General features: G+C 36.5%; 21 protein-coding genes. 16 read left to right on the top strand and 5 right to left on the bottom strand.

Annotated elements, in window-relative coordinates; all coding sequences use genetic code 11:
• Positions 1-244: 244 nt before the first annotated feature.
• The 3 genes from ACPF63_RS14300 to ACPF63_RS14290 form a co-directional block, all read right to left on the bottom strand.
• Positions 245-1,840, bottom strand: a complete 1,596-nt coding sequence (locus ACPF63_RS14300; protein ID WP_426480366.1) for a peptide chain release factor 3 — start codon at positions 1,838-1,840, stop codon at positions 245-247.
• 159 nt (positions 1,841-1,999) lie between these two features.
• Positions 2,000-2,710 (bottom strand): hypothetical protein, encoded by a 711-nt coding sequence (locus ACPF63_RS14295; protein ID WP_077415308.1) that lies wholly within the window; start codon positions 2,708-2,710, stop codon positions 2,000-2,002.
• A gap of 1 nt (position 2,711) precedes the next feature.
• The gene (locus ACPF63_RS14290) at positions 2,712-3,416 is read right to left on the bottom strand and encodes a hypothetical protein (RefSeq protein ID WP_077415306.1); all 705 of its coding nucleotides are present in this window, start codon (positions 3,414-3,416) and stop codon (positions 2,712-2,714) included.
• Between the two features lie 109 nt (positions 3,417-3,525).
• Between ACPF63_RS14290 and ACPF63_RS14285 the strand changes: the two genes are divergently transcribed.
• The 8 genes from ACPF63_RS14285 to ACPF63_RS14250 all read left to right on the top strand — a co-directional run bounded on the left by ACPF63_RS14285 (position 3,526) and on the right by ACPF63_RS14250 (position 16,251).
• Complete coding sequence (locus tag ACPF63_RS14285) at positions 3,526-4,356, top strand: CPBP family intramembrane glutamic endopeptidase (protein WP_426480365.1); 831 nt, start codon at positions 3,526-3,528, stop codon at positions 4,354-4,356.
• A 41-nt stretch (positions 4,357-4,397) separates the two neighbouring features.
• Entirely contained in the window at positions 4,398-4,973 is a 576-nt protein-coding gene (rdgB, locus tag ACPF63_RS14280; protein WP_426480364.1) for an RdgB/HAM1 family non-canonical purine NTP pyrophosphatase, read from the top strand.
• A gap of 68 nt (positions 4,974-5,041) precedes the next feature.
• Positions 5,042-5,956, top strand: a complete 915-nt coding sequence (locus tag ACPF63_RS14275) for a ribonuclease Z (protein ID WP_426480363.1) — start codon at positions 5,042-5,044, stop codon at positions 5,954-5,956.
• Positions 5,957-5,963: 7 nt separating this feature from the next.
• Positions 5,964-6,734: a TIGR02757 family protein gene (locus tag ACPF63_RS14270; protein WP_426480362.1), complete on the top strand. Its 771-nt coding sequence runs from the start codon at positions 5,964-5,966 to the stop codon at positions 6,732-6,734.
• A gap of 11 nt (positions 6,735-6,745) precedes the next feature.
• Entirely contained in the window at positions 6,746-7,300 is a 555-nt protein-coding gene (locus ACPF63_RS14265; RefSeq protein WP_077415300.1) for a DUF1003 domain-containing protein, read from the top strand.
• Between the two features lie 204 nt (positions 7,301-7,504).
• Positions 7,505-9,865, top strand: coding sequence for a choice-of-anchor L domain-containing protein (locus ACPF63_RS14260; RefSeq protein WP_426480361.1), 2,361 nt, complete (start codon positions 7,505-7,507; stop codon positions 9,863-9,865).
• A 168-nt stretch (positions 9,866-10,033) separates the two neighbouring features.
• Positions 10,034-13,618, top strand: coding sequence for a choice-of-anchor L domain-containing protein (locus ACPF63_RS14255; protein ID WP_426480360.1), 3,585 nt, complete (start codon positions 10,034-10,036; stop codon positions 13,616-13,618).
• 275 nt (positions 13,619-13,893) lie between these two features.
• Positions 13,894-16,251, top strand: coding sequence for a choice-of-anchor L domain-containing protein (locus tag ACPF63_RS14250; RefSeq protein WP_077415294.1), 2,358 nt, complete (start codon positions 13,894-13,896; stop codon positions 16,249-16,251).
• Positions 16,252-16,376: 125 nt separating this feature from the next.
• Here ACPF63_RS14250 and rsmA read toward each other — a convergent pair whose 3' ends face one another.
• Positions 16,377-17,147: a 16S rRNA (adenine(1518)-N(6)/adenine(1519)-N(6))-dimethyltransferase RsmA gene (gene rsmA, locus ACPF63_RS14245; RefSeq protein ID WP_426480359.1), complete on the bottom strand. Its 771-nt coding sequence runs from the start codon at positions 17,145-17,147 to the stop codon at positions 16,377-16,379.
• A 91-nt stretch (positions 17,148-17,238) separates the two neighbouring features.
• Here rsmA and ACPF63_RS14240 point away from each other — a divergent pair, with 91 nt between their 5' ends.
• The 7 genes from ACPF63_RS14240 to ACPF63_RS14210 all read left to right on the top strand — a co-directional run bounded on the left by ACPF63_RS14240 (position 17,239) and on the right by ACPF63_RS14210 (position 22,579).
• Positions 17,239-18,138: a cell division protein FtsX gene (locus ACPF63_RS14240; RefSeq protein WP_077415290.1), complete on the top strand. Its 900-nt coding sequence runs from the start codon at positions 17,239-17,241 to the stop codon at positions 18,136-18,138.
• 2 nt (positions 18,139-18,140) lie between these two features.
• On the top strand, positions 18,141-18,437 hold the full coding sequence (locus ACPF63_RS14235; RefSeq protein WP_180565481.1) for a DUF3098 domain-containing protein: 297 nt from the start codon (positions 18,141-18,143) through the stop codon (positions 18,435-18,437).
• Between the two features lie 109 nt (positions 18,438-18,546).
• Positions 18,547-19,365, top strand: coding sequence for an undecaprenyl-diphosphate phosphatase (locus tag ACPF63_RS14230; RefSeq protein ID WP_426480358.1), 819 nt, complete (start codon positions 18,547-18,549; stop codon positions 19,363-19,365).
• A gap of 24 nt (positions 19,366-19,389) precedes the next feature.
• On the top strand, positions 19,390-20,088 hold the full coding sequence (truB, locus tag ACPF63_RS14225; RefSeq protein WP_426480357.1) for a tRNA pseudouridine(55) synthase TruB: 699 nt from the start codon (positions 19,390-19,392) through the stop codon (positions 20,086-20,088).
• A gap of 383 nt (positions 20,089-20,471) precedes the next feature.
• Complete coding sequence (gene rluF, locus ACPF63_RS14220; RefSeq protein WP_149388096.1) at positions 20,472-21,194, top strand: 23S rRNA pseudouridine(2604) synthase RluF; 723 nt, start codon at positions 20,472-20,474, stop codon at positions 21,192-21,194.
• 165 nt (positions 21,195-21,359) lie between these two features.
• Entirely contained in the window at positions 21,360-21,659 is a 300-nt protein-coding gene (locus ACPF63_RS14215; protein WP_426480356.1) for a hypothetical protein, read from the top strand.
• The gene (locus ACPF63_RS14210; protein WP_426480355.1) at positions 21,617-22,579 is read left to right on the top strand and encodes a YncE family protein; all 963 of its coding nucleotides are present in this window, start codon (positions 21,617-21,619) and stop codon (positions 22,577-22,579) included. The genes ACPF63_RS14215 and ACPF63_RS14210 overlap by 43 nt, the downstream gene beginning before the upstream one ends.
• 84 nt (positions 22,580-22,663) lie before the next feature.
• Here the strand turns inward: ACPF63_RS14210 and ACPF63_RS14205 are convergent, their stop codons facing one another.
• Entirely contained in the window at positions 22,664-23,926 is a 1,263-nt protein-coding gene (locus ACPF63_RS14205) for a hypothetical protein (RefSeq protein WP_426480354.1), read from the bottom strand.
• 370 nt (positions 23,927-24,296) lie between these two features.
• Here ACPF63_RS14205 and ACPF63_RS14200 point away from each other — a divergent pair, with 370 nt between their 5' ends.
• Entirely contained in the window at positions 24,297-25,898 is a 1,602-nt protein-coding gene (locus tag ACPF63_RS14200; RefSeq protein WP_426480353.1) for a T9SS type A sorting domain-containing protein, read from the top strand.
• Positions 25,899-25,903: the final 5 nt, after the last annotated feature.

Genomic DNA, 25,903 nt, shown 5'->3' with positions numbered 1-25,903 from the left:
TTAATAGTATAAGAAGCTGAGATATGCTCTCTAAAGAAGTATTTAATAATACAACTTTATTACTTATGAATTAGATTCCTACGGAATGACAAAATGCATGGATAAATTTAGCGTTCTGTTTGTCATTCCGTAGGAATCCAGATATAATAATCTCACCCCCTTCATAAAAATGATTATATAGTAAGAAATAAAAAATCCGTAGAAAATTTCTACGGATCTATATTGTAAGCGATTTGTCTTTTAATTAATGTTCCTGAAATTCACTAATGAAATGTAATTTCACATTCGGGAATTTCTCCTGCGTCATATGAATTGTGAAAGAAGAATCTGCTAAGAATACCAATTGATTGTATTTGTCTCTTGCCAGGAATCTCTGCTTTAATCTTGCAAATTCTTTGAACTCTTCAGACTTTTCATCAGCTTCTACCCAACATGCTTTGTGCATGGATAGAGGTTCATACGTACATTTTGCCCCATATTCATGCTCTAAACGATATTGAATAACCTCGTACTGAAGGGCTCCTACAGTTCCAATGATCTTTCTTCCGTTCATTTCAAGAGTAAATAGCTGCGCAACCCCTTCATCCATCAGCTGATCAATACCTTTTGCCAGTTGTTTGGCTTTTAACGGATCATTGTTGTTGATATAACGGAAATGTTCAGGAGAGAAGCTAGGAATACCTTTGAAACTTAATTTTTCTCCACCCGTAAGTGTATCTCCGATTCTGAAACTTCCGGTATCATGTAAACCAACAATATCCCCAGGGAAACTTTCTTCCACTACTTCTTTTTTATCAGCGAAGAATGCGTTGGGAGAAGAAAACTTCATTTTTTTACCTTCTCTTACCAACAAATAATTTTCGTTTCTCTTGAATGTTCCTGAAACAATCTTTACGAAAGCAAGTCTGTCTCTGTGTTTAGGATCCATATTCGCATGGATTTTGAAAACGAATCCTGTGAAAGTACTTTCTTCAGGTTTTACCAAACGCGTATCACTTTCTTTTGGCTGTGGCATTGGTGCAATATCAATGAAAGCATCCAGTAATTCACGAACCCCAAAGTTATTTAAAGCCGAACCGAAGAATACAGGCTGAAGATCACCTTTCATATAATCATCACGGTTAAACTCAGGATAAACAGATTGAATAAGGTCAAGTTCTTCTCTTAAAGTTTTTGCTGCTTTTTCACCAATTACCTCATCTATAGAAGTGTCATTGATGTCATCAAACTTGATAGAATCACCAACTTTCTGTTTTTTCTCCTCCAGGAATAGCTGAATGTTGTCTTCCCAGATATTATAAATTCCCTGGAAGTCACTTCCCATACCAATTGGTAAAGAAAGCGGGCAAACCGTTAATCCTAATTTTTGTTCTACTTCATCCAATAAATCGAAAGCATCTTTACCCTCACGGTCTAGTTTATTGATGAAAACCAACATAGGAATGTTTCTCATTCTGCAAACCTTAACGAGTTTCTCAGTCTGTTCCTCAACCCCTTTTGCAACGTCGATCACAACGATTACTGAGTCTACAGCAGTTAATGTTCTGTAAGTATCCTCTGCGAAGTCTTTGTGACCGGGAGTATCGAGAATGTTGATTTTGTGGTCTCTATATTCAAAAGCCAATACGGAAGTCGCTACAGAGATCCCTCTCTGTCTTTCAATTTCCATAAAGTCGGAGGTAGCTCCTTTTTTTATTTTGTTGGATTTTACCGCACCCGCTTCCTGAATAGCACCCCCGAAAAGAAGTAGCTTTTCCGTAAGAGTTGTTTTTCCGGCATCCGGGTGGGAAATGATCCCGAAGGTCTTTCTTTTTTGTATTTCTTTGATTAAGTCTGACATATCGTATTTTGAAGTTGCAAAAATCGTGATTTTTTGCGAGGTTTTCAAATTATATTACGACAATGTTGATCAGGCAGAAGAATAGAACGATAATCACGTTTGAGAATGATAAATAGGGCTGTGAACAGATCAATAGCGGGCTTTACATTAACGCTGCTGTCAAACAAACATTTTTATTAGCAACATAAAAACATAAATCAATCCAACGGCAATCAGTATAAAAACGGCAGATATAATGTATTCAAACACACCAAATTCCGTTTTTTGTGGCTCTGAACTAAGGTTATACTGTTCAATGGTCTGCTGGGTAATTTTCAGTTCAGGACGAAAGTGCTGAATGCCTTTTAGAAAATGACGGTACAAATCATATTGATTACGCAGAATTACCAATTCAAAGTTAAAATCTACAGTTAAAGGGACAATTTCTCCTGTTTTATTTTTCATATAGACCTGTAATGTTGTTTTACCATATTTTACGGTCTGAGTGTTGCGGACGTATACATCATCAGAAGAATTTTGGGCTTGATGAAGATTATTGTAAAATACGGTTTCAATAATGGTATTTTGATTATTGTAGAAAGTAATTCCTTTGTCATCTACAACCGCTTTTCTTATCTTTTCCTTTTTTCGGTAGGTCAAAGCCATTATCAAAGCTATGCTGCAACCCAGAAGAAGAAGCTGGGCAACAAAAAGAGTGAAAAGAATGCCGGGATCATTTTCTAAATATTGTTTGAAATTATTGTAAATAAGATCAAAAACGATCCCGATTACTACAATAATCAGAATGACAGCTATCCAGATGATTCCCATTAAAAAATAAGTAATGGGTTTATTGATTTTGGATTCTATGGTTTGGAATTTTTCTGTCATATTAATTGGAGGTTTCAGATAATAAAAAGACAAATCCGATGATAAGTGCTGTAATAATAAGAGCTGCAAGAATTAAAAGCCAGCCTCCCGGGGAAATTCCTTTGTTATCCACTTTCCATGTTTCCGTATCAATGGAATAGCTGCAGAAAACAAGCGGATCCACCTTTAAATCAGGGCGGAAAGTAACAATGCCGCGCAGGAAGTGTGCATACAAAGTATATTTATTCTTTACCACCTTCAGAGGAAGGTTCATATCAATACGTCTTGTAGTCTCGTCTTTTTTCTCTGATTGGGTTGTTATTTCCAGTAAAGGAGCAATACCTGATCCCACCGGAGTTACAGTATAAATATCAAAATTTTGTTTTGAAGGCCGAAGGTCCTTATAAAGTATCTGATCTTCAATCTCATTTTTTGCATTATAAAATAAAAGTCCGGTTTCATCAACCATAATTTTACTTCTTATTTTTTTTCTTTTTAAAATATAGTAACGGATTACAGGAATTAAAATAAGTGCTGATATTCCCCAACTAACCAAGGCTGGATAAAACATTGTCTCAAATCCTCTTTTATAAATTCCGTAAACAGGCCCCAAAACGAAAAGTATCGTGAAAGGAATCAATGTAATGAAAAAGAGGGCATTCAGAATGATCGTCATCAATTTGTTTGTTGTAGACTCAATCTTCTGGAACGGAGATTCGGTATTCATTTTATGAGGTTCATGGATAAAAGAACGAAAATAAGAAAATCCTTTTTTAGTTGCCTGTAGCAGTCAAAAAAATTATCTTTGTTTTTAATAAACTTTTTACAGAGAAAGGATGGAAAATAGCAAATATCCGAAGTTTACGTTCACATGGTTTGGCGGTGTTGTTTTGGTGGTTGGATTATTCGTAGGAACAATGGCTGTTTCTTTATTCAGTACTTTTTGGAAAGTTGTTTTCAAGGAAAATATTGAGCTTAAAGACTGGTTTCTTATGGTTGCGAATTCTGTAGGATTCCTTACGGCTATTGCCTTTTTTGATTTTTTCATTGTAAGACGTACCACCCAAAAGAAGCTTAACTTCAATTTATCATCCGTTAATTTCTCTACCTATCTTCTTATTTTTCCAATGATGGCGGGAATGATGTTTATTTCAGAATTTATTGCCGCTCAGATTCCTACTACAGGACCTTTTTTTGGTGATTTTTATGAATATTTTACTCAGTTGATGAGCCAGCTTACTGATAATCCTGTTGTAATGATTATCATGACGGTGATTATGGCTCCCATTTTTGAGGAAATTATATTCAGAGGAATTATCCAGAAAGGATTGGTTAATAAAGGAGTAGAACCATGGAAAGCGATTCTGTATGCTTCCATTATTTTTGGAGTGGTTCACGGAAATCCATGGCAGTTTATCAGCGCAGTGATGCTGGGCTGCGTGCTGGGATTGGTATACCATAAAACAAAATCTTTACTGATGCCCATACTGCTGCATGCGTTTAATAATTTAACCCTTTCGCTGTTGGTACTTTATGGTAAAGATGAAAGTTTTTCAAAAGTTCTTCATGTTTCAGAATGGCTTGTACTGGCCGTAGGAATTGTACTTTTCTCTTTATTCTATTATCTTTTTATGAAAAAGTATAAAGTGCATTATGCTGAAATGTAATTAACCAAGCTAAAAAAGTAAAATTGAAAATGAATATAGAAATGGAATTATTAGTAGCCACACACAACGAACATAAAAAAGAAGAAATTCAACAGATCCTGGGAAGTGACTGCGTTGTGAAAAGTCTTACCGATTATAATATTCACGAAGAAATTGTGGAAGATGGAGATTCTTTTCATGCCAATGCCCTGATCAAGGCAAAATACTGCTTTGAAAAAACAGGTGTTCCAAGTTTGGGAGATGACAGCGGTCTGGTAGTGGAATCCTTGGATGGAAGACCTGGAATTTTCTCTGCCCGCTATGCCGGAGATCATGATTTTGCGAAAAATATTGAAAAGGTGCTGGAAGAAATGCAGGGAATAGAAAACAGAAAAGCTTATTTTGTTACCGTTCTGTGCTACTATGATGAAAAAGGAGCTCAGTATTTTGAAGGTAGAGTACATGGAAATTTACTGACAGAAAATAAAGGTTTTAAAGGCTTCGGATATGATCCTATTTTTGTTCCGACGGGTCATGACAGAACCTTTGCAGAGATGAATCCGGAAGATAAAAACAAAATCAGCCACCGTAAGCAGGCCTTAGATTTATTTATGGATTTTTTAAAAGTGACTGATTAAGTTTAAATATCAGGGTGAACGACCCATTTAGATTTTCTGTCGTACATTTGTTATAATAAATTATTGGTTTGAGTACTTATTTAACAATATTAGGTTTCAATTCAGCGATTCCGACCATCAATACATCACCCACAGCCCAGCTGCTGGAAATGGAAGAAAGACTCTTCCTTATTGATTGTGGAGAAGGAACACAGGTACAGCTGAGAAAAGCAAAAGCAAGATTTTCAAAAATCAATCATATTTTTATCTCTCATCTTCATGGAGATCACTGTTTTGGGCTTCCGGGACTTATTGCCTCTTTCCGTCTTTTAGGAAGAGATACTCCGCTGCATGTCTATGGCCCGAAAGGGATTAAGAAGATGCTGGAAACTATTTTTCAGATTACGGAAACCCACCGCGGTTTTGAGGTAGTCTATCATGAACTGGATAAAGATCATTCTGAAAAAATATATGAAGACAACAGAGTAGAAGTATATACCATTCCATTGGATCACAGAATTTACTGTAATGGTTACCTTTTTAAGGAAAAGCCAAAAGACAGGCATCTTAATATGAAGGAAATTGCGAAATACAACGAGATTGAAACCTGTGATTATCATAATATAAAAGCAGGGAAAGATTTTGTACTGAGCGATGGATATGTGCTAAAAAACGAAATTCTGACTCTTGAGCCTGTTCCGCCGGTATCTTATGCATTTTGCAGTGATACCCGTTACCTTGAAAGTGTTATTCCGATTATTAAAAATGCAACGGTTCTCTACCATGAATCTACATTTTTACATGATTTGAAGGAAATGGCTGATTATACAGGGCATACTACGGCATTAGAAGCAGCAACGATTGCTCAGAAAGCGCAGGTTGAAAAATTGATCTTAGGACATTTTTCCAACAGATATGGTGATCTGACTGTATTTACCGATGAAGCAAGAGAGATTTTTCCCAATACATTTTTACCAAAAGCATTGGAAAGTGTAAAGATTTAAAATGAATATGCTGAAATTTGAAGAACTCAGAGATTTTCTCAACGAAAAGGCAGATCAGTATAATGCTCCCGATTTTATTGAAAATGATCCCATACAGATTCCTCATCGTTTTTCTTTAAAACAGGACATTGAAATTGCAGGATTTCTGGCAGCTACAATTTCCTGGGGGAACAGAAAGTCAATCATTAATTCTGCGGACAAGATGCTTGATATTATGGGAAATTCTCCCTATGATTTTGTGATGAATTATTCAGAAAAAGATCTGGAAGATATTCAGGATAAAAGCATTCACAGAACTTTCAATGGGCAGGATTTTTCCTATTTTATCAAACAGTTCAACAGGATTTATAAAGAAAATGAAAGCCTGGAAAATCTGTTTGAGGTAAAAGAACCGGAGAATAATTTTCTCCACGCCATAGAACGATTCAGGAGTGGATTTCTTGAAACAGAAAAACACAGAAGCCATAAACATGTCAGCTCGCCTTACAAAAACTCTTCTGCCAAAAGGATTATTATGTTTTTAAGGTGGATGGTACGTAAAGATAAAAGAGGGGTAGATTTTGGAATCTGGGAAAATATAGATCAGAAATATCTTTCCATTCCTTTGGATGTGCATACCGGAAATATCTCCAGAAAACTGGGATTGGTTTCCAGAACACAAAATGACTGGAAAACAGTAGAAGAACTGGATGCTGCCATCAGGAAATTTGATGAAACAGATCCTGCAAAATATGATTTTGCCTTGTTTGGATTAGGCGTTACCAAAGAACTGTTGTAAAAATATAAAGGATGAAAAAATATAACGAAAAAACAGAAGTTCTTGAAAAAATAGCAGACAGTATTACATCATGGATAGGGTCTATTCAGTCTCTGATTGTACATACTCTATTGTTTCTTACTTCGTTTGTGCTTCCGATGCTGCATATCGTAGATTTTGATAAGATGCTTCTGATTCTTACTACAGTGCTTTCTCTGGAAGCTATTTATCTGGCTATTTTTATCCAGATGTCGGTTAATAAAAGTCACGAGAAAATTGAAGATATCCAGGTGGATATTGAAGAGATCAGTGAAGATATTGAAGACATTCAGGAGGATATCGAAGAAATCAGTGAGGATATTGAAGAGATCAGCGAAGACATTGAAGAGATTAATGAGGATATAGAAGATATTCAGGAAGATATTGAAGAGATTAATGAAGAAGAGGAAGAAGAAGATCACAATGAAAGAGCAAAAAATGTAATATTGAGGAGTAATGTCAACTCTAATAAGAATGAAATAAAAGCTTTAAAAGATATTATCTCTCAGTTGAAAAATGAAATTGAGCAATTGAAAAAAGAAGAATAGCTGCAACTGAATCATAGCAATGAAATATCAACAGATCAATACAATTGATCTGTTTTTTTGTGGATTTTTGTTATAAAATGATTTGCGAAAAACGTAATAATAAGAAAAAAATATTATGAATCTAGGCGTTTACTTGAAAAATAGTAACATTAAAGGCTGATTTGTTATTGATATTTTTGCTACATTTGAACAAATGAAAACAAAATGTTAATCTATAGACTAAAAAACTATTTTTTCCTTTTTTCTTTTTTATTGATTTCAGTTTCTGCATTTTCTCAATCGAGACCAGTCAGAAAATCAGAAAAGATAAAGCCTTCTGCTGCCAGTCTTAGGGCTGGAGCATTCATTGATGTGAATGTACCTCCTTACACCCCTTCAAACTATACACCCGAGCAATTGGTGAAGAATATTTTGATCAATGGTGGTACCAATTGTACAACAGCCAATGTGACCAATGTTACAGTATCTCCTAATCATGATGTGACTAATAACAACAGATTTTGGGGATATTTTCATAAAGGTACAACAAGTTTTCCTTTCACTGATGGTATTGTTCTGACTACAGGATATGCTTCGGAAGCAGGTAATAACTATGTGGCAGCTGTTGGACAATCAGTAGGAACAGGAAGTGATGCTGATCTTGTGGCAGCTACCGGGGCTAATGTTAGCTTAACGGATGCTGTAGCACTTGAATTTGATTTTGTACCCAATTCCAATCAGGTAAAATTTAATTATATATTCGTTTCTGATGAATATACTTCCAACTATCCTTGTACGGGATATTCTGATGCTTTTGCGCTATTATTAAAGAAAGTTGGAGATCCTACCTATACTAATCTTGCCATATTACCCGGAGGTGCAGGACCTGTAAGTGCAACCAATATTGTTCCTGCAGGAAATGGATTCAGTTGTGGTCCTATCAATGCAACTTATTTTGGCGCTTTGGCGAATCCGCATTTGGTTATTAATTATTTTGGGAGAACAACTCCTTTAACAGCCGTGGCAGATGTAATTCCTGGACAGACCTATCACTTTAAAATGGTATTGGCAGATGCAAAGGATCCTTCTCATGACTCTGCTGTTTTCTTGGAAGGTGGATCTTTTGATGTCGGAATTAAAATTGTAGATGAAGCCGGAGCAGTTTTGCCAGGCAGCATCAACATGTGTGACAATACACCAAAGCAATTGAAAGCTCAGGTAGCAGCCATTCCGGGAATGACGTATCAGTGGTATAAAGATGGAGTTGCCATTCCCGGAGCAACCAGCGCTATTTATATTGCTACCCAACCAGGAGTATATACTGTAAAAGTAATGGTTCCGGGCAATCAGTGTCCTAGTGAAGCAACTATTACCATTGTTGGAGGAACGAGCCCTACGGTACAGAATGCTGAACTTAAGCTTTGTACAACACCTTCGCTCAGTACCTTTAATTTAGAAACAGCAAAACCTCTCATCAGTACAACGCAGGGAGCGGTATTCCGTTTTTATGCCAATCAGGCTGATGCACAGGCTCAAAATAATAGTTATATTACCAATCTGACAACCTACAACGGAACAGATGGACAGATATTATATGTACTGGTTTCCAATGGAGCTTTTTGTAGTAAAATTGCAACTTTAACTTTAAGAAAAGAAGAAACTCCAACAGCATTAGTTACAGCTCCTCGATTAAAAATCTGTGCAGGCGAATCTGTATTATTAACAGCTACCGGTGGAGTAACATATCAGTGGAGCGATTCTGCAGCTACTACTGGTGGAATAAGAACTGTAAGCCCTACTCAAACGACTACATATACAGTATATGCTATCGGAGCACAGGGATGTAAATCTCTTCAGCCGGCACGTATTACAATAGAAGTAGTACCAGCTATCGTTTCAAACTTAAAAGGAGGACATATCTGCCAGGGAGATAAAATAATCCTGGATGCAGGTTCAGGACCTGGATACAGCTATCAGTGGAGTAATGGTGAAACAGGTCAGAGTATTACTGTATCTACTCCGGGAGAATATTCAGTAATGATAAGCAACGGAGTATGTTCAAAAGAATTTAAAACACAAGTTATTAAAGCAGTGATTCCTGAAGTAATAAAAGTGGATTATAATGATAATGGGACAATGATTGTTACAGCAAGTAATCCAAGTAATGGTATTCTAGAATATTCAGTGGATAACGGAGTAACATGGCAGGCTTCAAATGTATTTAACAATGTCCCTAAAAATAAAGTCATTTCAATCAGGGTGAGAGTTAAATTTACAAGCTGCGTAGGTTTCCTTGAATTCTTTACATTCGTTATGAAAAATGTAATTACTCCAAATGGGGATAATATTAATGATATTATAGATTTCAGCGGAGTGGTCAACTATAAAGATTTCAGCGGACAGGTTTTTGACCGATACGGAAGAGAAGTCTTCAAAGCAGCGAAGATCAATCCATATTGGGATGGATATTTCCAGGGGAAAAAGCTTCCTACCTCCACATACTGGTATCAGATAACCTTTGAAGATCCTGCGAGTAAAGAAGTTACGGTGAAAACAGGATGGATATTACTTAAAAATATAGAATAATTAAAATTATAATCGAAAGACTGACTATTTTGTCAGTCTTTTTTTATTATATTAAAATAAATAGAGTTGATATCTTAACATAAATAAATTTGCGTTAGTAATAATGTAAATTGTGTTAACATGAATTTCAATCAAAAAAAATAGTATTTTTGTTTAAAATAATATAAAATGTTAAATAGGAGGAGAGGAAATTTATTTTTAGCGTTATTTTTAGTTTTCATAGGCAACTTTATTTTGGCTCAAAATAGAGGAAGGGTAGAAATTGCGAGAAAGCCCAGTGCTGCTTCCTTGAGAGCAGGTGCTTTTATAGATGTAAATGCACCAAGTTATCCGGAATCAGGCTATCCTATAACCCAGCTAATAAATGATGTTCTTATATCAGGAGGTACTACCTGTACCAGTTCAAGTGTAAGCAACGTAACCGTGTCTCCAAATTTACCCGCTACCAATCAGAATAGAAGCTGGGGGTATTTTAATAAATCAAATACCAATTTTCCGTTCAGTAAAGGAATTATACTTTCTACCGGATATGCCAATAAAGCAGGGAATACTCTTCAGGGAACTTTAAGTGATGACCTTGGAACCGGAGGAGATGTAGATCTGGCGAACGCTTTGGGAATCGGTAATAACAACCTAACCAATGCTACCTCTATAGAATTTGACTTTGTGGCAGCTTCTACTGAAATTACTTTCAGATATTTATTTGCTTCGAAAGAATATCAACAAAACTTTCCATGTACCATTACAGATGGTTTCGCCCTGTTATTAAAGAAAGCATCTGATCCTAATTATACCAACCTTGCAGTGCTTCCGGGAGGAGCAGGAGCTGTAAGTGTTACCAATATTCACCCGCAGTATCAAAACTGCGGACCTAAAAATGAAGCCTATTACGGAGGAACAAATACCGCTCAGATTGAAACCAATTTTAACGGACGTACCATTCCTCTTACAGCAAAGGCAACCGTAATTCCGGGGGAAACGTATCATTTTAAAATCGTTCTTGCCGACTATCAGGATCCCAATTTTGATTCTGCAGTATTTTTGGAAGCAGGATCTTTCGATATTGGAGTGAAAATTCTGGACCCGGCCGGAGTACAGCTGCCTGGATCTGTAAATATGTGTGACAATACACCACAAACGTTTACGGCTTCTGTTCAGGGACCCAATATAACCTATCAGTGGTATTTGGGAACAAACCCAATTGCCGGAGCTACCAATGCAAGTTATACGGCAACCCAACCAGGAGTATATACTGTTAAGGTTTTTATTCAGGGGAATACCTGCCCGGGAGAAGCTACTATTACAGTGGTAGGCGGAACATCCCCTACAGTACAGAATGCTACATTAACGGCCTGTTATGCTGCCGGAAATGCTACATTTAATTTAACATCAGCACAGGCTTCAATAAGTACGACTCCGGGAGCTGTGTTTTCTTATTATACCACATTAGCGGACGCTAATGCAGGAAATACAAATACAATTCCTAACCCAGCGGCTCATCAGAGTGCAGGCGGAACGGTGTATGTAAGAGTAGCAAACGGTTTCTGTGCAAAAGTAGCACAACTCCAATTGGTGAAAGCACCACAAATGATACCTACTATTGCTCCACCGGCAGTACTTACCTGTGCTAGCTCTCAAACTACACTGGATGCTTCAGCTTCCGTTTATCCGGCAGGCGCTACATTCAACTGGACAACTACAGGAGGAAATATTGTTTCAGGGGGAACTACCCTAAATCCTGTTATCAATGCTGCAGGAACTTATACTTTAACGATAACAAAAATATATCAGCCAGGTAATATTAGCTGTACAGCAGTGGGCAATGTGACTGTAACGGGAAACAGTGCTCCACCGGTTACGGGACTTACCGCAAGCAAAATAAAAATCTGTAAAGGTCAATCAGCAACACTTACCGCTTCAGGTGGTGCTACCTATAACTGGGGTAACGGTCTTACCGGAAACGGAAGTACACAGATTGTTTCTCCTACGGTTACAACTACTTATACTGTAACAGCAGTAGGTGCTAATGGTTGTGTCTCTCAAAACCCAGCCACTATAACAATTGAAGTATCAGAACCTTTTACCGCACAAAATGCAATACTACATAAATGTTATCAGGCAGGATTAACTTATAATCTTACCGAAGCACAGCCTCAGATCACAACTACTGCAGGAGTTACTTTTACTTATTACGTAAACCAGGCTGATGCCAATGCTGCTAACGGAAACTTTATTGTAACACCTACAACATATACACCACCGGGAGGAAGCCAGACTATTTATGTATTGGCAAGCAACGGAGGTTGTAGCTATGTAGTATCTCTGCAATTATTAAGCACAGCGCAAACTACCCTTACAATTGCAGCGCCACAAACAATTACCTGCACAACTCCTCAGATTACCATTAATGCTTCGGCATCTGTAGTACCTGCAGGATCTACTATTGCCTGGACAACAACCGGAGGAACCATTGTGTCCGGAGGGAATACACTTACCCCTGTTGTAAGTGCTGGTGGAACGTATACTCTAACGGTTACTAACGTGTCACAACCAGGAAACCTGAGCTGTACCTATACTTCAACAGTAACAGTACAGGAAGATAAAGTAAAACCGGTTGCTGCTCTTGTTTCGTCAGTACCTCGTATTTGTATAGGTGAATCTGTAACATTAACAGCTTCGGGAGGGGTAACCTATAATTGGGGCAATGGTCTTACAGGAAACGGAAGTACTCAGGTTGTTTCACCTACAACAACGACGGTATATACTGTTTTTGCTGTTGGAGCTAACGGATGTATTTCTGCAACACCAGCAACAGTAACTGTTCAGGTAGGTCCACCTATAGCGGGACTTACAGCATCAAAATTAAAAATTTGTGAAGGCGAATCTGTAACATTGACAGCTACGGGAGGTATTACTTATAACTGGATAGGACTTACCGGAAACGGAAATACTCAGGTCGTTACTCCTACCGTAACAACAGAATATTCAGTATTTGCATTGGGAGGAAACGGATGTAGCTCTGTGAATCCGGCTAAAGTTACTATTGAAGTAGTCCCTGCAATTGTTTCTACATTGAAGGATGTATTTGTTTGCGCCGGAGATAAAGGAACTCTTGATGCAGGTCCGGGACCAAATTATACTTATTTATGGAATACAGGAGCAACCACCCAGACGATAACAACTAATATTGCAGGTGCTTATTCTGTGATCATCAGTAATGGAGTTTGTTCCAAAACGTTCTCTGCTCAGTTGATTAATCCTGACCTGCCACAGTTTACCAATGTAGTATATGATAATCATATTCTTACCCTTACGGCAAGCAATCCCACAGGAGGTACTTTAGAATACTCAATAGATGGAGGGCTGACGTGGCAGCCGTCGAATATATTTACCGGTATCCTGAACAATACAATGTATTCCCTGATGGTAAGAGTAAAAGGTGCTAAATGCGGTACTTCACTGGATTATTTTACATTCGTTATCAGCAATGCTATTACCCCTAATATGGATGGTATAAATGATACCATAGATTTCACAGGAATCAGTGGATATAAAGATTTTGGAGCTTCAATCTTTGACAGGTATGGAGCCGAGGTATTCAAAGCCACGAAAGGAGATGTTATTTGGACAGGATCTTTAAAAGGAATCAATCTGTCTACAGGGACATATTGGTATAGAGTACAGTGGGAAAACCCGGCCAGTAAGAAAATGGAGCAACGCTCAGGCTGGATTCTCTTGAAAAACAGAAACTAAAATTTATTAAAATAAAAAATAGACAACAAAATCTTTCAGTAATGAAAGATTTTGTTGTTTTATACCATAAATGTTATCGCGTTTTGTGAATTATTTTAATGAGAGAATAAATATGTTAAAACAATTTGTAAGACGATACTACCACATTCTTTATAGGGGGCTAATTAACGAAAGTTTACTTTAAAAGGTTCATGTTTTGTTTTTTTATAGTAAAAAATATAAATATGTATGTGAGATATTTAAAAAAAAATTAAATTTGTTGAAACAAAAATATTATGAGAAGATATCTACCGCTTTGTTTATTTTTTTTAGTCATCTCGACTTTTTTATTTTCACAAGATCTGCCACCCAGGAAACACGTAAAGGAAACTCCTACGGCATTATCCAGAAGGGCAGGAGTTTTTATTGATGTAAATGCTCCACAGTATGCTGAAACAAGTTACACGATAGAGAAAATGGTAAAAGATGTATTGATCTCATCCGGGACCAATACCTGCCTTACTCCGAATGTAAGTAATGTGAAGATCACTCCTAATCATGCTGCAAGTGATGCGGACAGAGCTTGGGGGTACTTTCATAAAGCAACAACCAATTTCCCTTTTAAAGACGGGCTTATTCTTTCCACAGGTTATGCAAGAAGAGCTGGTAACAGTTTTGAAGGTGGACTGAGTGATGTCAATGGTGGAGGATCAGATGCTGATCTTGCACAGATAATTGGAGTAGTGGAAAGCAGATTGAACGATGCCGTTCTTTTGGAATTTGACTTTGTTCCCACTACATCGCAGATTAAATTTAACTATCTGATTGCCTCTGAAGAATATACGGGTTCTTTCCCTTGTACCTTTGCAGATGCATTTGCCATCTTATTGAGACCTACCTCAGGAGGACCTTATGTAAATATGGCTGTACTTCCCGGAGGAGCAGGACCTGTAAGTATTACCAATATCCACCCTGCAATAGCAGGTAGTTGTGGTGCCGTAAACGAACAATATTTTGCAGGATACAACACAGGTAACGTGGAAACCAACTTTAACGGAAGAACAATTCCATTGACTGCTACAGCAACCGTAGTAGCAGGACAGCAATACCACTTCAAAATGGTAATTGCCGATTATAGTGACCATAGTTATGACTCTGCAGTATTTCTGGAAGGAGGATCTTTCAATATCGGAGTAGACCTTTTAGACCCTGCAGGAACAAAATTACCTTCTGATATCAACGTGTGTGATAATGTACCTCAGGTAATCACCGCTTCTGTAAGTGATCCTAACCTTGTATATCAGTGGTATTATAATGGTACACCGGTACCCAATGCTACAACCAACACAATTACGGCTATACAGCCGGGTACTTATACTATCGAAGTAAGTGTTCCGGGAAATCCATGTCCGGGTAAAGCTACAATTCAGATTCATGGAGGAACAACTCCGCTGGCTCAGGATGCTACGTTGCTGCTTTGTACCACACCGGATATTACTACTTTTGATTTAAGTACAATTACCTCTACTATCAGCCCGACACCGGGAGCTATTTTTAAGTTCTACGTAAATCAGGCGGATGCAATAGCACAGAATGATAATTATATTCAGACTCCGTTAAACTATAACGGTAATGATGGCCAGATTCTCTATGTTGTGGTTTCCAATGGTAGTTTCTGTAGTAAAATGGTTGAATTGACATTGCATAAAGAAGTAACCCCAACTGCTAAAGTAAAAGCTTCCAGAATAAAAATCTGTCCGGGAGAATCTGTAACCCTTACTGCTGAAGGGGGAGATACTTACGAATGGAGCAACTTTATGGGAACAGGAAATATACAGACTGTTACTTTATATCAGACGACAACATTTACAGTATATGCAATTGGAGCAAAAGGCTGTAAATCTCTTAATCCGGCAACAATAAGAATCGAAGTTACTCCTGAAATCACTTCACCATTAAAAGATGTTGAAATGTGTATCGGTGATAAAGTAACTCTTGATGCAGGAGCAGGAGATGGCTTTAAATACCTTTGGAGTACAGGTGCTACAACACAGAAAATTGATGTAGACCAATGGGGAATCTATTCCGTAGAAATTGATAACGGAATTTGTAAGAAAGTTTTTGAAGCCAAAGTAATGGGTGCAGCTACTCCTTTTGTGACTGGATTAAACTATGAAAGCATCAAGAAAACAGTAACGATCACGGCTGAAAATCCTCCGATGAACAATATGCCAAGTACTTTGGAATATTCTATTGACAACGGAATCAGCTGGCAGGATTCAAACGTGTTTACTAATCTTTTAGACAATACAAATTATACCGTGTTGGTAAGAAGAGTAGGTACACATTGTGTGGGATCTCTTGAATTCTTTACATTGCAGATCAATAACATTATTACTCCAAACGAAGACGGAATCAATGATGTTCTGGATCTTAAAGCTCTTGGAGAGTTTAAAAACTTTACGGGTTCTGTGTATGACAGATATGGAGTAGAGATGTTCAGATTCTCAAAAGAAAATCCTATCTGGGACGGAACAGTTGGAGGTAAGAGACTTCCTACAGCAACCTACTGGTACAAGTTCAATTTTGAGTATCCAAAATCAAAAGCTCAGATGAACTGGTCAGGATGGATCATGCTGAAAAACAGAAACTAGAATTGATAATGTAATATAAGAAAGCCTTTCAGATTTATTTTGAAAGGCTTTCTGCTTTTTTAGGAATAAAGGTTGTTATTAATTCAACAGAAAAGCTCCTTTATCAGAAGCTTTATTATTGAAGTTTATTGATTTTCTTTCCAGAGATTGGCGAAGTGTATAAAGTCCGATACACTAAGTTCTTCCGCTCTTTTATCCAAAAACTCATGGCCTTTTAAAGCTTCAGGAATAGTTAAGGATTTCAATGCATTAGATAATTTTTTTCTTCTCTGGTTGAATCCTGTTTTTACAATCTGCTTAAAGAGAATTTCGTTGCCCGCAAGACCATTCTTAGGATTTCTTGTAAGACGAATTACCCCTGATTTTACTTTCGGAGGTGGATTGAAGACGTTCTCATGTACCGTAAACATGTAAGATACATCATAATAAGCCTGTATCAGGACAGAAAGAATACCGTAATCTTTAGTTCTCGGAACGGCGGCCGTTCTCTCAGCCACTTCTTTCTGGAACATTCCCACCATTTCCGGAATCAGCTGATAATGATCTACAATCTTAAATAAGATCTGTGATGAAATGTTATATGGGAAATTACCGATAATAGCAATCTGATCATCTTTGATAAAACTGAAGTCCTGTTTCAGGAAATCTCCCACAAAAGTCTCTTCAGTAACCTTTGTATAATTTTTTTTCAGGTATTCGATAGACTCAGTATCGATCTCTGCAAGGTAAATGTTCTGATCTTTTTCAAGAAGATATTTGGTAAGAACTCCCATTCCGGGACCTACTTCCATAATATTATTATAGTTCTCAAAACTAAGACCTTCTACGATTTTTCTTGCGATGTTTTCATCTGTCAGGAAGTGCTGTCCAAGATGTTTTTTTGCTTTTACACTCAAGGTTTTTTATGATTTTATTAACAATGATTTTCTTTATTTCGTCCCAAATTTCGGAAGTTTTTTTCTATTTTAGCCAAAAATTTTAATATTAATGGCTAAATCTGTAGATGAATTTAATAAGAAAAGGCTTCGGTCCAGCAATATTACAGTAGTGATAAGTATTGCCTTAGTGTTATTTTTGTTAGGATTAATGGGGCTTATTTTAATTAATGCCCAGAAGTATTCTGACTATATCAAAGAACAATTGGTGGTAAACGCCTACTTTGATGAAAATTATGATGCTAAAGATTCTGTAAAAATTGCAAAACTGGAGGAAGAAACTTTTAAAAAAGTACAGACTCTAGCTCCAGTAAAAAAAGCAACCTATATTTCAAGAGACATGGCTGCAAAAGAAGCCAAGAAAAGTATGGGAATTGACAGTGATGCATTGTTCGAAGAAAATATCTTCCCTTCTTCTATTGAAGTTGCTCTAAAACCGGAATTCGTAGATCCAGCAAAAATTGATGAGGCTATTAAAGAGATCAAATCAGTTCCCGGGATTAGCGATGTTAAAAATGACAGTACCTTGATGGTGGATGTTTACAATAACCTGAGCAGAATCTTAAAGTGGATTTTAGGATTTTCAATTTTGTTTCTGGTATTGGCTGTTGTATTGATTAACAACTCTATCCGTCTGAAAATATTCTCGAAGAGATTTATTATTAAAACAATGCAGTTGGTAGGAGCGAAAAGAAGATTTATTCTTAAACCTTTCATCATAGAAGCTATCATTTTAGGAGCTATTGGTTCTGTAATTGGTCTTATTGCTTTAGGTGGTGTCTGGTATTATTTCACAAGCCAGATTGGTTCTGCTTTCGTACAGGACAACAACCAGTATTTCTGGTTAGTGATCTTGGTACTGGGAGTAGGAGTTTTTATCTCTGTCTTAAGTACAGTTTTCGCTACATGGAGATTCTTAAAATCAAACGTTGACGATTTATATTACTCTTAACAATGAGCAAAAAAACAAATAAATTCTCCGCTTCAGACTTTGGACATGAAGCTGAAGTACCACAGGAAAACGCTTTCTATTTCGGACCGCAGAATTTCAAGTGGATGCTGATAGGACTGGCATTTATTGTCGTAGGATTTCTACTGATGATGGGCCCGGATGCCAATACGGTAGATGGTAAATTTGACCCGAACTCATGGAATGATGAGATATTTTCTATCAGAAGAATCAGGATAGCACCTCTGTTTGTTGTTATAGGATTTGTAATAGAAGTATACGCTATCTTAAAAAGAAAATAAATAAAATAATTTTTAAGGATTAAAAAATTTAAGAATTGAAAGATTTAAGCTAAAGAGCCAGTCTTTTTTAATTCTTAAATCTTTTAATCTTTTTAATTTTTAAAAGAATATGGATTTAATCAAAGCAATTATTATTGCCATTGTAGAAGGATTGACAGAATATCTTCCGATTTCTTCTACTGCACATATGGGATTTACGGCCAACCTTATGGGGCTTGAAGAAACAGAATTTTTAAAAATGTTTCAGGTATCCATTCAGTTTGGAGCTATTTTATCAGTGGTAGTGGCATACTGGAAAAAGTTTTTTGACTTAAATAATATTCAGTTCTATTTTAAACTCGCTTTTGCTGTAGTTCCGGCTCTGGTTTTAGGATATTTATTCGATGATAAAATTGAAGCTGTACTTGGAAATCAGATCGCTATTTCTTCAGTTTTGGTTATAGGAGGGGTTATTTTACTGTTTGCTGACAAATGGTTTAAAAATCCTAAAATTGATGATGAAAAAGGAATTACCATAAGAAATGCAATAACCATTGGTTTCTGGCAGTGTCTTGCGATGATGCCGGGTACAAGCCGTAGTGCGGCTTCTATCATTGGAGGTATGGCACAGGGACTTACCAGAAAAGCTGCTGCAGAATTTTCTTTCTTTCTAGCTGTACCTACGATGCTGGCAGTAACTGTGTATTCAGTTTTTGTTAAAACATGGGGCAAAGAAACGGCAAATCCACAGAAAGGATATGAAATGATTATGGCTTCACAGGATCACATTATGATCTTTGTGGTCGGAAATATTGTAGCGTTTATTGTAGCACTTATCGCTATCAAGGCTTTTATTGGAGTGCTTAATAAATACGGATTTAAACCTTGGGGCTGGTACCGTATTTTTGTTGGAATTGCTCTGTTGATTTATTTTTATTTCTTTAAATAAGAAATCACTCATTTATACCCATTCATGACTGCTGAAGAACTGAAATCAGGATACATTTTTTTATTGGATAAGCCTTTGGACTGGACTTCCTTCCAGGCTGTCAATAAAATGAAATACAAACTTAAAAGGGAATTTAATCTTCCTAAAAATTTTAAAATCGGGCATGCAGGGACTTTAGATCCCAGAGCAACAGGACTTCTTATCGTATGCTGCGGAAAATTCACCAAGAAAATTCCGGAAATCCAGGATGCTCCCAAAGAATACTGGACGGAGATTAAGATCGGAGTGCAAACAGAATCCTACGATACTGAAAAGCCTGAAATCCTTCATCAGGACATTGCTCACATTTCTGAAGAACAGGTACAAGAAGTTCTTGAAAAGTTTGTGGGCGAAATTGAACAGAAACCACCCATTTATTCAGCCATTAAAATTGATGGTGCAAGAGCTTACAATCTTGCAAGAGCAGGTGAAGAAGTAGAAATGAAGGCCAGAAAAACGACCATTCATTACATTAAAGATATTAAAATAGACTTTCCTTTAGTAAGCTTCACGGTAGGCTGTTCAAAAGGAACCTACATCAGAAGTCTTGCACATGATATCGGGCAGGAATTGGGAGTGGGAGCCTATCTGACTCAATTAAGACGTACCAAAATCGGTGACTATACTATTGAAAGTGCTACAGATCAGTTTTTAAATAATGAGTACAGGTTTGAAAATCTGTAAAAATAAAAGAATTTTTATCTCTTCAGTATTTACACAATAAAGTTAACTGCGGAATTACAGTAGTAGGCAAATGTATTTTTTTTGCCTAATTTTGCATTGGAAATTGGATTGAAATATTGTTTTAGATAATAATGATAATCTGTTGTATTGGGTAATACAGCTCAAATTTATTTTTTGTTCTGATGAAAGGCCCTTTTACAAGCTCCAACTATAACTTTTGAAGAATAAGGCTAAGAAATTAGTTTTGTTCGAAAGAATCAGTCAGGAAAGCAGAATTATGTTAGAAGTTCACAATTTCCCAAAATCTAGTGTTGCCTTTATAGGCTAAAGCTATAAAATTACATTTTCAGTAATAAAAATTATACCAGTTACGGAGAAAACTAATGGAAAAAACACGTATCAATAAATATTTATCAGAAGTAGGGTACTGTTCAAGAAGAGCGGCAGATAAGCTTTTAGAAGAAGGCAGGATCAAAATAAACGGAAAAATTCCTGAGATGGGAACAAAAGTTTCCGATGAAGATCTTGTGGAGGTAGATGGAAAGCCAATCAGAGAACCCCAGGAAAAGCCGGTATATATTGCTTTTAATAAACCGGTGGGAATTGTATGTACTACGGATACAAAACGTGAAAAAAATAATATTGTAGATTATATCAACCACCCGAAAAGGATTTTTCCTATCGGAAGATTGGATAAACCAAGTGAAGGATTGATCTTACTTACAAGTGATGGTGATATCGTTAATAAAATTCTGAGAGCCCGCAACAATCACGAGAAAGAATATATAGTTCGTGTAGATAAACCGATCAATCCGAGATTTTTGGAAAAAATGCGAAATGGAGTTCCTATTCTGGATACCGTAACAAAAAAATGTGAGGTAGAAAAGATTGATGATATGAACTTCAGAATTGTTCTTACCCAGGGACTCAACAGACAAATCCGAAGAATGTGCGAATATCTGGGATATGAAGTGAAAAAACTGAAGCGGATTCGTATCATGAACATCAAACTAGATCTCCCAATTGGAAAATGGAGAGATCTTACAGAAGATGAACTAAATGCATTGAATTCTATGCTTACAGATTCCAGTAAAACATTCAACTAAAATTTATACTATACTTTAACGGTTTACTTTCTATAATTTCCAATATCAATTATTGGAAATAGTATAAATTATTTTATTTCATAATTTTTCACATATCGGTGTAATATATTTTATTTTTCACTAAAATTTTTTTATATTTATAATAATAACTATAACCTGAAAATAATGAAATTAAATTTCAATGGAGTTCTTTTGTTTGTGACTTTGGTAATTCTTACCAGTTGTCTAAATGAACACGATCCGGATCATTCACATGATTCTTCCTTTTACATTGATTATAGAAGCTTAAAAGGATTGTCAGACGGAATTGCCGTTATAGAACTTGATCCTGAAGCCCCGGATTTTGGAAATATCAGCAGCAGACTTGAACTGGGTGTTGGTGTATTGCCACATCATATTTATTACAATCAGAATGCAAAAAAATGTTCACAACTGCTTTGGGAGGTAGTTATCTCTATGAGATAAAAACAGGAGAGGACCAATATGGGCTGCCAAAATTAATTGATGCAACGCCTATTGATACTGGTGAGAATACAGTAGGAGAAAATTTATTTTTCACGAATGACGGAAGATATTTTATGACCTTTATGGGAGGAGCAGGAGGCCCGAAGGATGGCAGCATAGGTGTTTTTAACGCTAATAATAATCAGCTTATCAAAACTATTAAAGCACCAATTCAGGCTAATCCCAATCAATTTATAATGTATCCGCATGGTATTTCAATTAATGAAGAAAAAGGATTAATGATGGTAACCTCTACCATTCACCCGGATCTTACTACGGGATTAGGAAATACCTGTACTTTATTAGATCTCAATACCTATGAAATTAAGGAGACGTATCGGGTCGCAGACTCACCAACAGATATGTCCGCTCCTGTTGAGGTTTTACTGCTGCGTGGGAAATTTCCGCAATATGCACTTGCTACAACAATGATCGGGGGTGATATCTGGATTGCACCATACAATACTACCACAAAAAAATATGACGCTTTTACCAAGCTTTTTGACGGGAGTACACAAGGGCTGGGCTGGGCTCTCGAAATGTATATTGATGATTCAAATAAACTGTATGTGAGTTTTGCAGATCCTGGAAAGGTACTTGTCTTTGATTTAAGTAATCTTCCCCAGCTAAAACTTTTGAAGACTTTCGATGCTGATAAAGGGGCACATCACATGGCTTTCTTTAAAACCAAGTCAGGAAAAGAGGTTGTAGCAGTACAAAATAATTTATTGGATCTCCCTAATCTGAACTCAGGAACTATCAGTGTAATTGATATCAATACAGGAAAAACCTTAGGTACAGTCGATTTGCGTAACCGTTATGGAATACTGCCGGAATCCATTGAAGGAACCAATGGCCCGAGCAATTATATGCATCACTAGAATTTAGAATATTGTTTCATAATATGAACTGTTCCAAAATATTATTTTTGGAATAATTGATGTTGTTTTTTATCTGAGCTTAAATTATTTTACATATAATCTCATTCTTTCTTCATACTCAGGTTTCAGTTTTAAAAGTTTCCATATTTTTCTATCATCAGGATTACTGATCCGGTAGAAAATGATTTTGTCTGCAGAATATTTGAAATAGGGATGATTTTTAAGCCATTCCTCAGGAGCATCCACTAATGAATATCTGGGTACATCTGAAGCATTCAAAGGTGCTGTTGAGATCAGCTTCTGAACAAGATCCTGATCAATATTGTATGTACTTAAAATCTGTTGCTTATTGATAAAGCCTCCTAACTTTTTTCTGAAGCCAATAATAGAACCGGCACTCCTTTCATCCAGACCAAACTCTATTAGCTGTCTGAAAGTAATGGTATTGAGATCTGTTTTTGAAAAATCTGTTTTTTCCTGTTGCTTTTCCTGAATTCTGATATAAGGTTTCATTTCCTGAAATTTCTCTGCGGAAATCACAAAACATTTCTGCAGATCTTCTATACTTTTAAAACTTCCCCGTAGATTTCTATCCCGGTAATTAATGATGGTAATGGCTTGTTTTTCTGAAAACCCAAAAGCTTTCCAGCCCTCCAGGTCCTGTTGATTAGGATCAAAAGAATGGTATTGGATTTTGGTTTTGGCAGTATTATTCTTTGTGGAATTTTGGAAAGTTTCGGGAGTTTTCACTGGCAAAAGCAAATAAGATTCAAGTTTGCTGTAATTTTCAGGAGAGATGATGAAACACTCTTTAAACTTCTCCTTGCTGATAAAGCTTCCTCCCAGATAATTCCTGTATTTTAAAATAGCTTCTGTCTGTCTTTCACTGAAACCCATTTTGAGCCAATCATTGGCAGAAAACCTATCAGGATTGAATTTTCCTGAAATAATAATTTCTTTCTTTCCATATGCATTGTGTTCTTCTAAATTCTTTCTCTCTGCTGTTTCAGGAAGTAGAATAGATGATTCCAATTCACTGAATTTTTCTTCAGAAATAGCGTAACATTTTTTCAACTGTTCTTTTGAATTAAATTTTCCTCCTACAATATCTTTATACTTGAGAATTGTAGCAGTTTGTTTCTCTGAAAATCCAAGTTTCTGCCATTGCTCTTTGTTCAGTGTATTGGGATCAAAATCTGATAGATCCACAGAATTTGAAGAACTTGCAATGAACTTTACATCAGGGAAAGGTTCTTTTTCCCGGCTGGTGTACTTTTGGTAGGCCAGTAAAATAGTCAGCAAAGTGACCATAAATGCTAATTTTCGGTAATAGTTTTTTCTCATCATATGGTAAAAATATCAATAAAAATAAAGTGTGTCAATACTTGATAATGAAATGATTAAAGATGATATGCAGATTGTGTTTAATGCTTAAAAAGGAAATGGAAATTTGATATTTTATAAGATATAATTTCGTAATTGAGCGTGAATTTTTTTGATTAATGTTGATCTTTTTGTTTGTAATGCGACAAGTTTTGTCGTTGTGCATAGATAATTTTGCATCAGTAAAATGAAAATATCAATATAAATTAAGAGGATTTAATAATAAATAGTATGATTTACAGCATACCACATGAAAGTCATTTTCGTGTCTTAAAAAGTGTTAAATTCGCACAGTTTTAATAAACTAATTACTAACTCAGAAAACAACATTGGAATGAAAAAATTCTATATCGGTGCATTCACCTTGTGCACGGCCTTGGGGATCTCTGCTCAGGAAGTAGTGTGGCAGAAAGACATCAAATCCTCTACCCAGGATTTTCTCAGCCAGGTTACCACAACCATAGATCAGCAGTATCTTATCACAGGAAGTTCTATTCAAAGTAATAAACAGCAGACTTCAGAAAGTAAGCAAAATAACGGATATGATTTCCATTTGGTAAAACTAAACCAGCAGGGAAATGAAGTCTGGGAAAAATACTTTTCGGGCTCCAACCATGATTATTTATCAGCAACTGTTACCACACAGGATGGTGGATTTCTATTAGCCGGAACATCCTATTCAGGAAAAGGAATTGATAAAAAAGAGGACTCCAAAGGAGGATCAGATATCTGGCTGATCAGAATCAATGAATTCGGTGATGAATTATGGCAGAAAACTCTGGGAAGTTCTTCCGATGAAGAAGCAAGAGCAGTTATCCAAACTACCGACTTAGGATTCTTTGTGGCCGGAAATGTACAAAATTCCTCAAAAGGTTACGGTTCCAAAGACGTTTGGATCACAAAATTGGATAAAGACGGAAAAGAATTATCACAATTAATCTTAGGTGGAAAAGGCTTAGATGAAGTGGAAAAGATGATTCCAACGAAAGACGGTGGAGCATTATTGGGAATTTATTCAAGAAGTTCATCCGTTAAAACAAATAATCAGCAGTCAACGACCAACACTAATACTCCGTCTGATAGAACTGCAACCTCAAAACAAAGCGACAACTTCGGTGAAGGAGACTACTGGATTGTCAAACTAGACAAGAACGGAAATGTAGAATGGGAAAAGAACTTTGGAGGAAAAGGTGATGATCATATCAGAACATTGGCTTTAACCTCAAATGGTTTCATCATCGGTGGAGAATCCAGATCAGAAAGATCAGGCAATAAAACCGTAGGAATAGAAGAAGGTACAGACCTTTGGTTGATTTCCTTAAATGAAAGAGGTGATGAACAGTGGCAGAAATCCTACAATTTCAAGAACAGAGACATCTTAATGAGTATGAGTGTTCTTCATTCTGCAGATGATAAATCATCCAAAGGAATTTTATTAGGAGGTTATACCCAGGCTGAAGGAAGAATACAGACTGATGATGAAACCTTCTGGATGCTTTACCTGGACCAGAACGGAAATGAGCAGTGGAGAAAACATGTAAAAGGTGAATCCAGACAAAAAGAAGAAAGACTTTCAGATTTAAAGCTGAATAGAGATGGTTCAATTGTTTTGGCGGGAACCAGCGCAGAAGAGCTGGGAAAAGAAAACTGGAAGATTGTAAAGCTTGGCGACAAACAGGTTGATCAGTTGATTGAGAAATATGACATTAAGATCTATCCCAACCCTGTTTCAGATTATGCTTATGTAGAAATCGGCTTTGATTTTAAAGATGCTGATATTCTGTTGTATGATATGAGTGGAAGACAATTACAAAGTATAAAAACCAAGAACAGAGTGACTAAGATCAACACCCAGGCTTTGGTTCAGGGAGCTTATCTGGTGACTATAAAAACTGATACTAATAAAACGACGAATGCCAAATTAATCAAGAAATAAAACTA

The organism is Chryseobacterium sp. R2ACT005, assembly GCF_049949215.1.
Taxonomy (GTDB): domain Bacteria; phylum Bacteroidota; class Bacteroidia; order Flavobacteriales; family Weeksellaceae; genus Chryseobacterium.
The sequence above is the reverse complement of the archived record's forward strand: the minus strand, read 5'-3'. Positions and strand labels throughout refer to the sequence as shown.